The sequence below is a fragment of the Chelatococcus sp. YT9 genome (genome assembly GCF_018398315.1).
GTDB lineage: Bacteria > Pseudomonadota > Alphaproteobacteria > Rhizobiales > Beijerinckiaceae > Chelatococcus.
Genome location: NZ_JAHBRW010000002.1, coordinates 1,348,062 through 1,361,148 on the forward strand (window position 1 = coordinate 1,348,062; position 13,087 = coordinate 1,361,148).

A 13,087-nucleotide genomic window follows, 5' to 3' on the forward strand; every position below is an offset into this window, starting at 1 on the left:
GCATGTCAGCGGCACGCGTGCGCCTGATCGAGGAATGGCGGGCTTGGGCGACGGGGACATGTCCGCGGTGGTGCGTGAAACGATCGCCCTTCCGCAAACCTGCATGACATAATGGCGTCATGGTGAGGCGGCAGCTATGCTGGGTTGCGAAAAGAGTAGGAGAACCAATGAGCCCCACAGCCACGCGAGCAAATCTGCTCTCCTTCCTCAAAACGGTCCATGGATCGAAGAAGGCGGTGAATTACATCCTGAACGACCGCGAAACGAAGGCCTATGGCACCATCACAGAGCTCGCGTCCGATTACATCGTCGTTGGCGATCCTGCGAAGAAGTTCCGAACCCTCATCCCGATAGCGGCTATATCAGCGATTACATACGAAGAAGATTAGCCGCAGTTCCCCTCGACAGCACGCCCACCATTACAACAGTCGACTGAGAAGCTATGTCGCTCGGGTCGAGGCCGACAGCCGCCGTTCCGGCGCGCTTGTACGTCCGCTTGGTGCAGAACCGGCAAGGCCCTCAAGGTTCAAGTTCTGGCTCGCCGATACGGCCGCGACCACCGCCGCGAAGGCGATGACGCGGCCGAGCGGGCATGTTGCTGTTGAGCCTGGAACTGTTGCGATTGACAGATACATAACATCTGTCATTCACATGGCTTTTCGCCACGACTGAGACGACGTATGGGCACCGCCACTGACGCTCCCAACCCCATGGCATGGCGCGACTTCGTGATGTGGGCCTACGACAACGACATCATGCGTCACGCCTTCCAGAGGGAAACCGGCATCATGCTCGCCCCCCAGGACCTCGATATGCTGTCGAAGATGATCGTTGATGCGCTCGGCAAGACCTCCGACGATATCATCGCGTTCATGTCGTGGGTCTCGGTTCGCTACTACGGGCTGGAGCACGTGCCTGATCAAGCGCGCACCCGGGTTGAGGATTATCTGCGTGCGAACCCTTCGAGCGACGGATGGGCTCGAACGCATTGAGCGAGCGAAGGTCGTCTATCCTCAGACTTTCATGCTTTGAGGGCCATTGGTACGACTTTGGAGTGGGCGCTCGCGGCCATATTTAGTTTAGGCTTGAAATTTTTTAATCTGGACCTCTTGACCAAGCCCGCCCCGGTTGGCCATTGCTAAGGCACCGTCGACGGGAGGACCCCATGCTCGAGTATTCCATCGAGGACTGGGACAGTGCTTACTCGAACAGTGACAACATCGCTGGCGGTGAGCAATGGCCAGCGCGCTGGATCGATGCGGCACAACAATTTCGCGATGGTCTCTCAGCCGCTGGTCGTGCTGGAATGGATGTCGCCTACGGCAGCGCCCCACGCCAGCGGCTCGATCTTTTTCTGCCCGCAGCCAAGCCGAAGGGGCTGATGGTTTTCGTCCATGGTGGCTATTGGATGGAGTCCGATCAACTGGCTTGGTCGCATCTCGCGGCCGGGTCGGTGGATAGCGGTTGGGCTGTCGCAATGCCGGCCTATACCCTGTGCCCTCACATCAGAATTTCCGGCATTGTGCGCGAGATTGGCGAGGCGATCGCGACGGCTGCGGCCCTGATCGAGGGTCCGATCGTGCTGAGCGGACATTCGGCGGGCGGACATTTGGTCAGTCGGATGATTTCCGCGACATCACCTCTGGACAACGCCGTGCGGGATCGCATCCGAAACGTGGTCTCAATCTCAGGGCTTCATGACCTGCGTCCCTTGATGAAGACGAGCATGAACGAGGTATTGCGGATCGATGAGCCTGAGGCGACGGCCGAAAGTCCTGCGTTGCTGTGGCCGATGGTCGGAGCACGGATCCTCTGTTGGGCGGGCGGGGCGGAACGCCAGGAGTTTCTCCGCCAGAACGCGCTGCTCGCGAATATCTGGGGTGGGTTGGGAGCCGCGACGACGGTTATCGTTGAGCCAGATCGTCATCATTTCGATATCGTCGATGGGCTTGCGGATGCGAAGCATCCCCTGACGCGGGCCTTGCTCGGTTGCGATTGCAGACCAGACGCACGTGAAAAAGCCGAAATCTAAAAAATGAGGCCGTCCGCGACAGCCGCATTGTGAAACGGCTCGCGATAAGGTCACATAGTGGCTGCAAATTCTTGGAAGCGGACGCGAGACTGGAAAAATCCACAGCGTTCCAGGATGGTAAGAGGGGAACTGATGGGACAAGCAATCAAGGGGCTTCTGGTCGCGTCCATGTCGTGCTTGGCGCTGTCGAGCATGGCCAATGCCGCTGACGTGAAGATCGGCATCGAAATGGGCTTCACCGGCCCTATCGAGACGCTGACGCCGCCGATGGCGCAAGCCGCTGAACTTGCGATGAAGGAGGTCAGTGATTCCGGCATTTTTCTGGATGGGGCCAAGGTCATCCCGGTCCGGGGTGACGAGACCTGCATCGACGCTGGCGCGGCCACTGCTGCGGCGGAGCGGTTAGTCACGTCCGACAAAGTGGCCGGTATCATCGGGCCTACCTGCTCAGGCGCCGCGAGCGCAGTCCTGACGAATGTCGCCATTCCCAACGGCATGGTCCTGATCTCGCCGTCGGCCACATCGCCGGGCCTCTCGACGATCGACGGTAAGGGCCTGTTCTTTCGCACGGCGCCCTCCGACGCTCGTGAAGGCGAGATTCTCGCGAAGATCATGACGGATCGCGGCATCAAATCCGCTGCAATCAGCTACACCAACAACGACTATGGGAAAGGCATCGCTTCTTCCATCCAGTCCGCCTTCGAGAAGCTCGGCGGCAAGATTACGCTCAGCGCCCCCCATGAAGACGGCAAGAGCGATTATTCGGCGGAGATCGGCGCGCTCGCGTCCGCTGGCGGCGATGCGATTGTCGTGGCGGGCTATGCCGACCAGGGCGGTGCCGGTGTCGTTCAGACAGTGCTCGATACGGGAGCCTTCTCTAAATTCGTCTTCCCCAACGGCATGTGGGGCGAAAGTCTGATCAAGAAGTTCGGCAAGCAGCTCGACGGTGCCTTTGGCGACCGTCCCGGCTCCGATAGCCCGGGGGCTGCGAAGCTTATGGACATGACCAAGGCAGCAGGCATCAACGGCACGGCGACTTTCGTCCCCGAAACTTATGATGCCACAGCAATTATGCTGCTCGCCATGCAGGCGGCGGGATCGGCGAAGCCGGCTGACTACAAGAGCAAGATCATGAGCGTCGTGAATGCTCCGGGTGAAAAGATCTATCCCGGCGAACTTGCCAAGGCGTTGAAGATTCTCAAGGATGGCGGCGACATCGATTATGTCGGTGGCTCCGCGGTCGAGTTCATCGGCAAGGGTGAAAGTGCTGGTTCCTACCGCGAGATCGTGGTGGAGAACGGCGAAATGAAGACGGTGAAGTTCCACTGATAGCTCACGCCAGCGGTGGCCCATTGCCCGAAGGGGCAGTGGGGCAACCGCAGCCTATTGCGAACAGACCGGAATTGGCCGGCTGAGCAAAACGTTTCGCTTCAACACGATAGGGCGTCATTCGCCGTCGAGGCGCTCAGCTGCGGCGGATGATGCTCTAGCCGATCTGCCGGAAGGCGCCACGCCTGGCGGTCTCGGAATCGGCGGGGGATGGATGATCGTTTGTCATGATGTTCACAAGCATTTCGGCGGCTTTCGGGCTGTCGACGGTGTTTCGCTGACGATCCCGGACGGAGCTATCACGGGATTGATCGGGCCGAATGGCGCCGGCAAGTCGACGCTGTTCAACGTCATCGCCGGTGTTCATAAGCCGACGGCAGGCAGCATCACCATGGCGGGCGAGGACATTACCGGGTTGCCGCCGCACGTGCTCTTTGCCCGGGGCGTGCTGCGCACCTTTCAGGTCGCCCACGAATTTCCCACCATGAGCGTGCTGGAGAATTTGATGATGGTGCCAGGCAACCAGAGCGGAGAGACGCTCTGGAACACCTGGGTCCATCGACGCAGGATTGCCCGTGAGGAGAATGAGCTACGCGCCAGGGCAGAGGAGGTGCTCGCGTTCCTCGAACTCGGCCACCTACGTGACGCTCTGGCGGGGAATCTGTCCGGCGGCCAGAAGAAGCTGCTCGAGATCGGCCGCACAATGATGGTCGACGCACGCATCGTCTTTCTGGATGAGGTAGGCGCGGGCGTGAACCGGACTCTCCTTCGAACGATCGGCGACGCGATCGTGCGCTTGAATAGGGAGCGTGGCTACACCTTCTGCGTCATCGAGCACGACATGGATTTCATAGCGCGCCTTTGCGACAGGGTTATCGTCATGGCTCAGGGCAAAATGCTCGCAGAAGGGCGACCGGCGGAAATCGTGCGCATCGAGCTGGTGATAGAGGCCTATCTCGGCACTGGCTTGAAGAACAAGCTCGTTGGCAAGGACATTTCAGAGGCGATGATTGGCGGAGCCGAACCGTGACGGCAAGCCTTACTGCGGGCGCCTCGCCTTTTCTGGTCGGCGCGAGCATGACAGGTGGCTACGGCGGCGCCGACATCCTCAACGGCTGTAGCATCGCGGTCGAGAAAGGCCAAATCGCTGTCATCGTCGGTCCCAATGGCGCGGGCAAATCAACGGCCATGAAGGCCATCTTCGGCATGCTGCGATTACGTGAGGGAACCGTGCAGCTAGGCGGCGAGGATATAACCCATCTTCGGCCGCAGGAGCGCGTCGCCAGGGGCATGGCTTTCGTGCCGCAGACAGAAAATGTGTTTCCTTCCATGACGGTGGAGGAAAATCTCGAGATGGGAGCCTTCCTGCGGCGCGATGATTTCAAGGCGACAATGGAACAGGTCTATTCCCTGTTTCCCGTGCTCAGAGACAAGCGCTTCCAAGCCGCCGGCGAGCTGTCAGGCGGGCAGCGCCAGCAGGTCGCGGTCGGCCGGGCCCTGATGACCGAACCGTCCGTCCTCCTCCTCGACGAGCCGACGGCCGGCGTCAGTCCGATCGTCATGGATGAATTATTCGACCGCATCATCGATATCGCTCGGATCGGCGTCACGGTTTTGATGGTGGAGCAGAACGCCCGGCAAGCCCTCGAGATCGCCGATCGTGGCTATGTGCTGGTGCTGGGTGCGAACCGCTTCACCGGAACAGGCAAGGAATTGCTCGCCGACCCCGAGGTGCGCAGCACCTTTCTGGGGGGCTGACGGCATGGATGTGCTCAACGCGCTCGTCGCCTTCACGAATTTCGTCCTGCTGCCGGCCATGACCTATGGCTGCCAACTGGCGCTCGGCGCGCTGGGGGTGACCCTGGTCTATGGCATCCTGCGCTTCTCGAATTTCGCGCACGGCGACACCATGGCCTTCGGCACCATGGCGACCATCCTGACGACATGGGCGCTGCAGGCGGCCGGGGTGAGCGTTGCGCCGCTGCCGGTCGCGCTGCTCGCCCTGCCCGCCGGCGTCATCGCCACCATCCTGGTGGTCCTGGCGACCGACCGGCTGGTCTATCGCCCCTATCGCATGAAGCGGGTCCATTCCATCACGTTGGTGATGACCTCGCTGGGCGTCATGTTCGTCATGGGCGGGCTGGTCCGCATCTTCATCGGGGTCGATGATCGCCAGTTCGCCGACGGGGCGCGTTTCATATTCACCGCGGCGCAGTTCCGCCAGTGGACGGGGCTGGCGGAGACGATGGCGCTGCGCACGACGCAAGTCATCACGCTCGCGACCACGGTCATCGTCGTCGGCTGGCTGCACTGGTTCCTGAAATGCACCCGTACCGGCAAATCCATGCGGGCCTTTTCCGACAATGAAAACCTCGCCCTGCTTTCGGGCATCGATCCCGAGCGCGTCGTGAGGATCGTCTGGATCGTGTCGGCGGCGCTCGCCACGCTCGCCGGGGTCCTCTACGGCCTCGACAAGTCATTCCGGCCGATCACCTATTTCCAGCTCCTGCTGCCCGTTTTCGCCGCCGCCGTCGTCGGCGGGCTCGGCAATCCGCTCGGCGCCGTCGCCGGCGGCTTTGTCGTTGCCTTCTCCGAGATCGTCTTCACCTACAGCTTCAGGAAGGTCGCAGCCTACCTGCTCCCCGCCGGCTGGGAGCCGGAGGGACTGCTGCAGCTCCTGAGCACCGACTACAAGGTCGCGGTCAGCTTCACGGTTCTCGTTCTCGTCCTTCTGTTCCGGCCAACCGGCATCTTTCGCGGCAGGGCGGCATGAACCCGGCGACACGCAACCTCCTGCTTTTCCTGGCGGTCGGCGTGCTGATCGCGCTTACCGGCCTGACGCAGAGCTGGAACGCGGCGCTGACGATCGTCAACATGGGCCTGATCTCCGCGATCATGGCGCTCGGGGTCAATATCCAGTGGGGTTATGCCGGCCTGTACAACGTCGGCACGATGGGTTTCGTCGCCCTCGGCGGTCTCGCGACGGTCCTCGTGGCGCTCGATCCCGTACCCGGCGCCTGGCAGGCCGGAGGTTTCTGGATCCTGGCAGCCTTGCTGTTCGGCGCGGCCGTCATCGCCGCCGCGGCGCTGCTTCATCGCCGGCTGCCGCGAGGCCGGGCGCGGATCCTCGCCGTAGCCGTGCTGCTGATCTCCGGCCTCGTTGTCTATCGCTGGATCCTCGATCCCGCCGTCGCCGCCGTCGAGGCGATCAATCCCGCGCTGCAGGGCAATATCGGCGGTCTCGGGCTACCCGTGCTCCTGTCATGGCCGGTCGGCGGCCTGCTCGCGGCGGGTGCCGGCTGGCTCATCGGCAAGACCGCGCTCGGGTTGCGCTCGGATTATCTCGCCATCGCGACGCTCGGTATTGCCGAAATCGTCATCGCGGTGATGAAGAACGAAGACTGGCTGGATCGCGGCGTCAAAAACGTTGTCGATATTCCCCGTCCCGTTCCTTTCGAGGTGGACCTTCAGGCCAGCCAGAGCTTCCTCTCGCTGGCCTCATGGATGGGGGCCGATTCCGTCGCCGCCTCGGCCGTGGCCATCAAGCTCATCTATGCCGGCATGTTCCTCGCGGTGCTGCTGGTGCTCGTCTTGTTGTCGGAGGCAGCGCTGCATTCCCCCTGGGGTCGCATGATGCGCGCCATCCGCGACAACGAGGTGGCCGCCGCCGCGATGGGCAAGGACGTGACGCGCAGGCACCTGCAGATCTTTGTCCTCGGCTGCGCCGTGCTGGGCATTGCGGGCGCGATGCTCGCCACCCTGGAAGGGCAGCTCACCCCCGGCGCGTTCCAGCCTCTGCGCTTCACCTTCCTGATCTGGGTGATGGTCGTGGTCGGCGGCTCCGGCAGCAATCTTGGCGCGGTGCTGGGAGGCTTTCTGATCTGGTACCTGTGGGTTCAGGTCGAGCCTTGGGGCAATAGCCTGATGGCCTTCGCCACAGCCGGCATGGCCGACGGATCGGCTCTCAAACAGCATCTGATGGAAAGCGCCGCACATATGCGGCTCCTCGTGATGGGTGTGATCCTGATTGTTGTGCTGCGGTTCAGGCCTCAGGGCCTCATACCGGGAAAGTGACCGGGAAGCCCCTCAGATGTCATCAGCGGTTTCTCTCCGGTAACGACATCTGGGGGAATGCTGCATGTCCACAGACCGCTACACGCGCGTCGAGGCCGTCACCTCGATCTCTATTTTGGCACCGGGTGCGGGAAGCTGGCAGACAAGGAGCGTGTTGGTCGGGCGGATATCCCGGAAGACCTCGCCCAGGACGAGCGCCACCTCCTTGAGATAACCGGGATCTGTGATGTAGACTCGGCAGGCGACCGCGTTCTTCAGGCTGGCGCCTGCCTTGACCAGTGCCGCGTCGATGGAGGCGAGCGCATTGCGTGCCTGTTCCGTCACGCCTTCGGGCAAGGCTCCCGTGGCATCCTGCCCCATCGTGCCCGAGACATAAATCGTCGGGCCGTCGATCACCGCCTTGGCATAGCCGGCGAAGTCCTCGGACGGTGCTCCGGAGAAGATCCGGTTCTTCATAGGTGAAGCTCCTCATGTTGCTGCGGCATCGGGCCGTTTCCGGCCCGGTGCCGCAGCTCTTTGTTCGTGCATCGGCTTTGCCCAAAAAGAGGCGTTCCACTTTTCGGGCCGATGCTCTGGAGGAGACCTTAACGAAGGCCGGCGGGCGCGGAATGCCGGGCGCTTGCGCAATCGGGCGAAGCTTTTAAGCGACCGGCACAACGGATGCGCTATGTGGCGAAGCCGCGCCTGAAACGGGTCGCATCACGCCAGCCATTGGCTGAGATCGACCGCGTCCTCGCCGGGGATGGTCTTGCGCGCGAATTCTGCCTCGCGGCCGAAGGGCATGGTCGCGTCGATGCAGAGCCGACCCCAATGATCCTTGTGGGGGTCACGATAGAAACCGGGAATGTCGTTCAGGATCATGGCCCGGGTATCGGCGCGGCCGCGCGTCATATAGGCCCACATCACGTCGTCGAGATCGTAGATGTCCACGTCCTCGTCCACCACGATGACGACCTTGTTGTAGTCGAGATGGGAGCCAAGCGCCGCGAGGATGGCATGCTTGCCCTGGCCCTCGTAGGTTTTTCGGATTTTGATGATGGAAATCATCACATTGGGGCGGCAGCAGACATCGATGACGCCAGGCATCTGAGAGGCCACGTGGCGATAGATGCGGGCCGCGGTGACGGCCTCCAGGGGCCGCAGGTCCTCCGGCGAGCCGCACACCAGCCCGTGGAAGACGGCGCCGGGCCTGTAGCTCACATGGCTGACCTCGAAGACATGGTTGTCGCCGACGCCGACATAATTGCCCATGAATTCGCCGAACGGTCCTTCCGGCCGCTTGACGTTGGGCAGGAAGCGGCCTTCGACGACGATATCCACCGAAGCGGGGACGTCGAGATCGATCGTCTCACAGCGCCGCATCGCGAGCTTGCCGCCGCTGATCTTGGCGGCCATCGCCAGTTCCGACGCCTCGTAGGGCAGGGAGGCGCAGGCGGCAAGGAAGATGTCCGGCGGGCAGGACAGGAGCAGTGCTGCCTCCAGCGGCTGCCCGCGCTGTTCCGCCTTGGCCTGGTAGCGGGCGAGGTCGTGCGTTGAGCCGAGGCGGACCCGCAATTCCTCATCCGAGACCTGCATGGCGCGGTGGAAGGACAGGTTGGGCACGCCGCTGTCGGGCTCGCGTGCCAGGAAGATGGCCGATGTGAAATAGGGGCCCGCATCCCGGGCGTGGTAGGTGACAGCCGGCAGGTCCGAGAGCCGGCCCGCGACGAATTCCGCCTGGACCGAGGCGGGCGCCTGTTCCAGCACGTCGTCGTCCTGCGCGGCGATACAGGCGTCCGTGAGTTCGATCCAACGCTGGCAGAAGGTCTTGCCGTCGCCGGCGCCGATCAGCCGGCAAAGCCGGTCGTGGCTGCCGTAGAGATTGGATACGACCGGGAGGTCCGTGCCTTCGACGGTCTCGAACAGTACCGCCTGCTCGCCCGCCTTCTGCACGGCCTTGGTGACGGCCGCGAGTTGGTGGCGCGGATCGACCGGGCGGCGCACAACGCCAAGTTCGCCGCGTTGGGCCAGATCTTCGATGAATCGCCGCATGGTCGTCTCCTTCTCGGTTCCGCCAGTTAATCCGCTTGCGGCAGCCGATAACAGCTTTCGCTTTTTCTTCGCCAGCCCTAACTTTTTGGAATTCGGCAGGACGCGACACGCGCCCCTTTGCAGGAGCGGGACGCTCGGCCATCTTCTGGTCGAGACAAGAGGATGCACGATGACCCGCACGCTCGATATCCGCAATCCGCGTACCGGCGCCAATGACTATGCGATAACGCCCCTGAGCCGTGAGGCGCTGGAGGCGCGCTGCGCGGAACTGCGCGCTGGCCAGCCTGCATGGCTGGCGTTGGGCATCGATGGCCGGGCGAAGGCGATGCTGGCCCTGTGCGATGCGGTGGACCGCCACTATGACGCGATCCTTGAGGCGCTCTGCGCCGACACCGGTCGTTACGAGTGGTCGGTCAATGAAATCGAAGGCCTCAAGGGCATCACGCGCATGCGCTGCGCCACGGCAGCCGAGGCGCTCGCGGAGGCGACGGGCTCTTCCTCCGATCCGACGCTGCGCTTCCAGCAGCAGCACGTGCCCTACGAACTGGTGGGCATCATTTCGCCGTGGAACTACCCCCTTATCCTCTGCATGATCGACGCGATCACGGCGCTGCTCGCCGGCTCGGCCGTCGCCATCAAGCCGTCTGAGGTCACGCCACGCTTCATCAAGCCTTTCCGCGCGGCTATCGCAGAGGTTGAGCATCTGCGGGACGTGCTCGACGTCTTCGAGGGTGACGGGGAGACGGGTGCGATGATCGTTGATCTCACCGACACGCTGGTCTTCACGGGCTCGGTGCGTACCGGCCGTAAGGTGCAGGAGCGCGCCGCCGCCCAGTTCAAGACCGTGTTCCTCGAACTCGGCGGCAGCGACCCGGCTGTCGTGCTGGACAGTGCCGAGCCCGATTTCGCGGCGGAGATCATCGTGCGCGGGTCAGTGGAGAACGCGGGCCAGCTCTGCTGCGCCATCGAGCGCGTTTATGTACAGCGTGGCGTCTACGAGGCCGTATGCGAGCGGGTCGTCGCGCGCATGAAGGCGCTCATCATGAACACCGCCGACATCAAGCAGGGGGAACTCGGGCCGGTGATCTTCGCCCGTCAGGCGGACATACTGCGCGACCAGCTCGCCGATGCGCTCGCCAAGGGCGCCAAGGTGCTGACCGGTGGCCGCATCATCACCCATGGCGGCGGGCTCTGGTGCGAACCGACGGTTCTGGTCAACGTCACACAGGACATGGCCATCATGCGCGACGAGACCTTTGGTCCCATCATCCCGATCATGGCCTTCGACACGGAAGAGGACGCGATCAGATTGGCCAATGACACGGAATTCGGGCTGTCCGCAGCAGTCATCGGCGAGGAGGCCAAGGCCATCGCGATCGGCAGCCGCATCAATGCCGGTGGCTTGTGGATCAACGATTTCGACACGATGGGCGGTGTCGGGGCCCGCGCCGAGAAAACGGCCTTCGGCTGTTCGGGCCTCGGGGGTACGCGCTATGGTTATGGGGGCTTTCGCCGCTTTCTACGCAAGAAGGCGATCGTCATCCGTTCGGTGGCTGCTTGATCTGGACCTGGGCGCATGATCGACTTCACGAAAACCCGCGCAGCCTTCCACCTCCCTGAGGGTGTCGTCTATCTGGACGGCAATTCGCTCGGGCCTCTGCCCGTCGCGGCTGGCGAGCGCCTGGCGCGGATGTTGACGCAGGAATGGGGTGACCAGCTCATTCGCGGCTGGAACACCGCCGGATGGTATGTGCAGCCCCGCAAGGTCGGCGACCGGGTGGCACGGCTGATCGGCGCGGCGCCAGGCACCGTGGTGATGGGCGATACCTTGTCGATCAAGGTCTATCAAGCGCTGTCCGCGGCGCTCGAATTCGTGCCCGAGCGGCGCGTCGTGCTGTCCGATAGCGGCAATTTTCCGTCCGATCTCTATATCGCTCAGGGACTTTTGGCTTCTCTCGGGCGTGGCTACGAACTGAAGATCGTCAAGCCTGAGGAGATTGAAGATGCCATCGACGAGCGTGTTGCCGTCACGCTCATCACTGAAGTCGACTATCGCACCGGCCGTCTCCACGACATGAAGCGCCTCACCGCCAAGGCCCATGCGGCCGGAGCGGTGACGGTCTGGGATCTGGCGCATTCCGCCGGAGCCCTCGACGTCAATGTGACGGAAGCGGACGCGGATTTCGCGGTCGGCTGCACCTATAAATATCTAAATGGTGGGCCCGGCGCGCCTGCCTTCATCTATGTCGCGCCTCGGCACGCCGACCAGGCGCGCCCGAGCCTGTCCGGCTGGATGGGTCATGATGCGCCTTTCGCCTTCGATCTGGACTATCGCCCCGCGCCCGGAATCGAACGGATGCGCGTCGGCACCCCGCCTGTCATAGCCTTGACGGTGCTCGATACCGCTCTCGACATCTGGGAGGGCGTCGACCTGCGCGATGTACGAGCCCAGTCGATCAATCTAAGCGAGCAGTTCATCGCCGGGGTGGAAGCGAACTGCCCGGGCCTCGAACTCGGCAGTCCGCGCGACCCGGCGGCGCGAGGCAGCCAAGTGTCCTTCCGCCACCCCCACGCCTATGCCGTCATGCAGGCTTTGATCGCCAGAGGTGTGATCGGCGACTTCCGGGCACCGGATTCCATGCGTTTCGGCTTCACGCCCCTCTATCTCGGCGAGGCCGAAATCGACAAGGCGGTGACCGTGCTGGCCGAGGTTCTGGACAAGCGGCTGTGGGACACGCCTGATTACCATCACAAGGCAGCCGTGACATGACCGAGCCTTACGATCCCTCCGTCGAAGGCGCGGAAATGTCCTTCGACCGCAAAATGTCATACGGCGATTATCTCCATCTCGACGAGGTGCTGGGCGCGCAGAGGCCGCTTTCAGGAGCGCATGACGAGCTTCTGTTCATCATCCAGCATCAGACCTCGGAATTGTGGATGAAGCTTGCCATCCATGAGATGCGCTCGGCTTCGCGTGCGCTGCGGGATGACCAGTTGCAGCCGGCCTTTAAGATGCTGACGCGGGTCGCCCGCATCTTTGATCAGCTCAATTCCGCCTGGGATGTGCTCCGGACCATGACGCCGTCCGAATACAACATCATGCGGCCATCGCTCGGTCAGTCCTCCGGCTTCCAGTCATGGCAATACCGGGCCATCGAATATTTGGCGGGCAACCGCAACTTGGCGATGCTGCGGCCGCACGAGCACAGGCCGGAAACGCTCGGCCAGCTGGAGAGCATTCTGTCCGAGCCCTCCATCTACGACGAGGCGATCGCGCTTCTCCGGCGCAACGGCTTCGACGTGGGCGACGAACCGCGGACCGATATCCGCCAGACCAGAGCTATCAATCCGAAGGTGCGGGAGGCGTGGCGGCAGATTTATGCCGACCCCCAGCACCATTGGCCGTTGTACGAATTGGCTGAGAAGCTCGTCGACTTCGAGGATTATTTCCGCCGCTGGCGCTTCAACCACGTGACCACGGTGGAGCGCATCATTGGCTTCAAGCGCGGCACCGGCGGCACCGGCGGGGTTTCCTATCTGCGCCGGATGCTCGAGGTAGAGCTGTTCCCCGAACTCTGGCATGTCCGATCCGACCTTTAGGCGATGCTGTCCACCGAAGGG

Annotated in this window: 14 protein-coding genes; 11 read left to right on the top strand and 3 right to left on the bottom strand. The window is 62.8% G+C overall.

Going from position 1 to position 13,087, the window contains the following annotated elements:
• Window positions 1-167 precede the first annotated feature (167 nt).
• Complete coding sequence (locus tag KIO76_RS26175; protein WP_213326502.1) at window positions 168-389, top strand: hypothetical protein; 222 nt, start codon at window positions 168-170, stop codon at window positions 387-389.
• Window positions 390-440: 51 nt separating this feature from the next.
• Here the strand turns inward: KIO76_RS26175 and KIO76_RS26180 are convergent, their stop codons facing one another.
• A complete protein-coding gene (locus KIO76_RS26180; RefSeq protein ID WP_213326503.1) occupies window positions 441-647 on the bottom strand; it encodes a hypothetical protein in 207 nt (68 codons plus the stop codon).
• Between the two features lie 33 nt (window positions 648-680).
• Between KIO76_RS26180 and KIO76_RS26185 the strand changes: the two genes are divergently transcribed.
• The 7 genes from KIO76_RS26185 (at window position 681) to KIO76_RS26215 (ending at window position 7,435) form a co-directional block, all read left to right on the top strand.
• Window positions 681-992, top strand: coding sequence for a hypothetical protein (locus KIO76_RS26185; RefSeq protein ID WP_213326504.1), 312 nt, complete (start codon window positions 681-683; stop codon window positions 990-992).
• 173 nt (window positions 993-1,165) lie between these two features.
• Window positions 1,166-2,032: a hormone-sensitive lipase gene (locus KIO76_RS26190; protein WP_213326505.1), complete on the top strand. Its 867-nt coding sequence runs from the start codon at window positions 1,166-1,168 to the stop codon at window positions 2,030-2,032.
• 132 nt (window positions 2,033-2,164) lie between these two features.
• Entirely contained in the window at window positions 2,165-3,361 is a 1,197-nt protein-coding gene (locus tag KIO76_RS26195) for an ABC transporter substrate-binding protein (RefSeq protein WP_249730047.1), read from the top strand.
• A 214-nt stretch (window positions 3,362-3,575) separates the two neighbouring features.
• Entirely contained in the window at window positions 3,576-4,391 is an 816-nt protein-coding gene (locus KIO76_RS26200) for an ABC transporter ATP-binding protein (protein ID WP_213326506.1), read from the top strand.
• A gap of 47 nt (window positions 4,392-4,438) precedes the next feature.
• Window positions 4,439-5,119, top strand: coding sequence for an ABC transporter ATP-binding protein (locus KIO76_RS26205; RefSeq protein ID WP_213327119.1), 681 nt, complete (start codon window positions 4,439-4,441; stop codon window positions 5,117-5,119).
• A gap of 4 nt (window positions 5,120-5,123) precedes the next feature.
• Window positions 5,124-6,134 (top strand): branched-chain amino acid ABC transporter permease, encoded by a 1,011-nt coding sequence (locus tag KIO76_RS26210; protein ID WP_213326507.1) that lies wholly within the window; start codon window positions 5,124-5,126, stop codon window positions 6,132-6,134.
• Entirely contained in the window at window positions 6,131-7,435 is a 1,305-nt protein-coding gene (locus KIO76_RS26215; RefSeq protein WP_213326508.1) for a branched-chain amino acid ABC transporter permease, read from the top strand. Before KIO76_RS26210 ends, KIO76_RS26215 begins: the two co-directional genes overlap by 4 nt.
• A gap of 78 nt (window positions 7,436-7,513) precedes the next feature.
• Here KIO76_RS26215 and KIO76_RS26220 read toward each other — a convergent pair whose 3' ends face one another.
• Together KIO76_RS26220 and KIO76_RS26225 are read right to left on the bottom strand one after the other, a co-directional pair.
• Window positions 7,514-7,891, bottom strand: a complete 378-nt coding sequence (locus tag KIO76_RS26220) for a RidA family protein (RefSeq protein WP_213326509.1) — start codon at window positions 7,889-7,891, stop codon at window positions 7,514-7,516.
• A gap of 243 nt (window positions 7,892-8,134) precedes the next feature.
• A complete protein-coding gene (locus tag KIO76_RS26225; RefSeq protein ID WP_213326510.1) occupies window positions 8,135-9,466 on the bottom strand; it encodes a UbiD family decarboxylase in 1,332 nt (443 codons plus the stop codon).
• 169 nt (window positions 9,467-9,635) lie between these two features.
• On the opposite strand from KIO76_RS26225, the gene KIO76_RS26230 reads away from it, so the two are divergent.
• Genes KIO76_RS26230 through kynA form a run of 3 tightly spaced genes read left to right on the top strand, consistent with a single transcriptional unit; the run spans window position 9,636 to window position 13,066 of the window.
• The gene (locus tag KIO76_RS26230; RefSeq protein WP_213326511.1) at window positions 9,636-11,027 is read left to right on the top strand and encodes an aldehyde dehydrogenase family protein; all 1,392 of its coding nucleotides are present in this window, start codon (window positions 9,636-9,638) and stop codon (window positions 11,025-11,027) included.
• Window positions 11,028-11,042: 15 nt separating this feature from the next.
• Window positions 11,043-12,236, top strand: coding sequence for a kynureninase (gene kynU / locus KIO76_RS26235; RefSeq protein ID WP_213326512.1), 1,194 nt, complete (start codon window positions 11,043-11,045; stop codon window positions 12,234-12,236).
• A complete protein-coding gene (kynA, locus tag KIO76_RS26240) occupies window positions 12,233-13,066 on the top strand; it encodes a tryptophan 2,3-dioxygenase (protein WP_213326513.1) in 834 nt (277 codons plus the stop codon). Before kynU ends, kynA begins: the two co-directional genes overlap by 4 nt.
• Window positions 13,067-13,087: the final 21 nt, after the last annotated feature.

Coding starts and splice junctions, on each gene's coding strand:
- KIO76_RS26225 (WP_213326510.1), bottom strand. CDS start 9,466: ATGCGGCGATTCATCGAAGATCTGGCCCAACGCGGCGAACTTGGCGTT.
- kynU (WP_213326512.1), top strand. CDS start 11,043: ATGATCGACTTCACGAAAACCCGCGCAGCCTTCCACCTCCCTGAGGGT.
- KIO76_RS26215 (WP_213326508.1), top strand. CDS start 6,131: ATGAACCCGGCGACACGCAACCTCCTGCTTTTCCTGGCGGTCGGCGTG.
- KIO76_RS26210 (WP_213326507.1), top strand. CDS start 5,124: ATGGATGTGCTCAACGCGCTCGTCGCCTTCACGAATTTCGTCCTGCTG.
- KIO76_RS26190 (WP_213326505.1), top strand. CDS start 1,166: ATGCTCGAGTATTCCATCGAGGACTGGGACAGTGCTTACTCGAACAGT.
- KIO76_RS26185 (WP_213326504.1), top strand. CDS start 681: ATGGGCACCGCCACTGACGCTCCCAACCCCATGGCATGGCGCGACTTC.
- kynA (WP_213326513.1), top strand. CDS start 12,233: ATGACCGAGCCTTACGATCCCTCCGTCGAAGGCGCGGAAATGTCCTTC.
- KIO76_RS26205 (WP_213327119.1), top strand. CDS start 4,439: ATGACAGGTGGCTACGGCGGCGCCGACATCCTCAACGGCTGTAGCATC.
- KIO76_RS26175 (WP_213326502.1), top strand. CDS start 168: ATGAGCCCCACAGCCACGCGAGCAAATCTGCTCTCCTTCCTCAAAACG.
- KIO76_RS26195 (WP_249730047.1), top strand. CDS start 2,165: ATGGGACAAGCAATCAAGGGGCTTCTGGTCGCGTCCATGTCGTGCTTG.
- KIO76_RS26180 (WP_213326503.1), bottom strand. CDS start 647: ATGACAGATGTTATGTATCTGTCAATCGCAACAGTTCCAGGCTCAACA.
- KIO76_RS26200 (WP_213326506.1), top strand. CDS start 3,576: ATGATCGTTTGTCATGATGTTCACAAGCATTTCGGCGGCTTTCGGGCT.
- KIO76_RS26230 (WP_213326511.1), top strand. CDS start 9,636: ATGACCCGCACGCTCGATATCCGCAATCCGCGTACCGGCGCCAATGAC.
- KIO76_RS26220 (WP_213326509.1), bottom strand. CDS start 7,891: ATGAAGAACCGGATCTTCTCCGGAGCACCGTCCGAGGACTTCGCCGGC.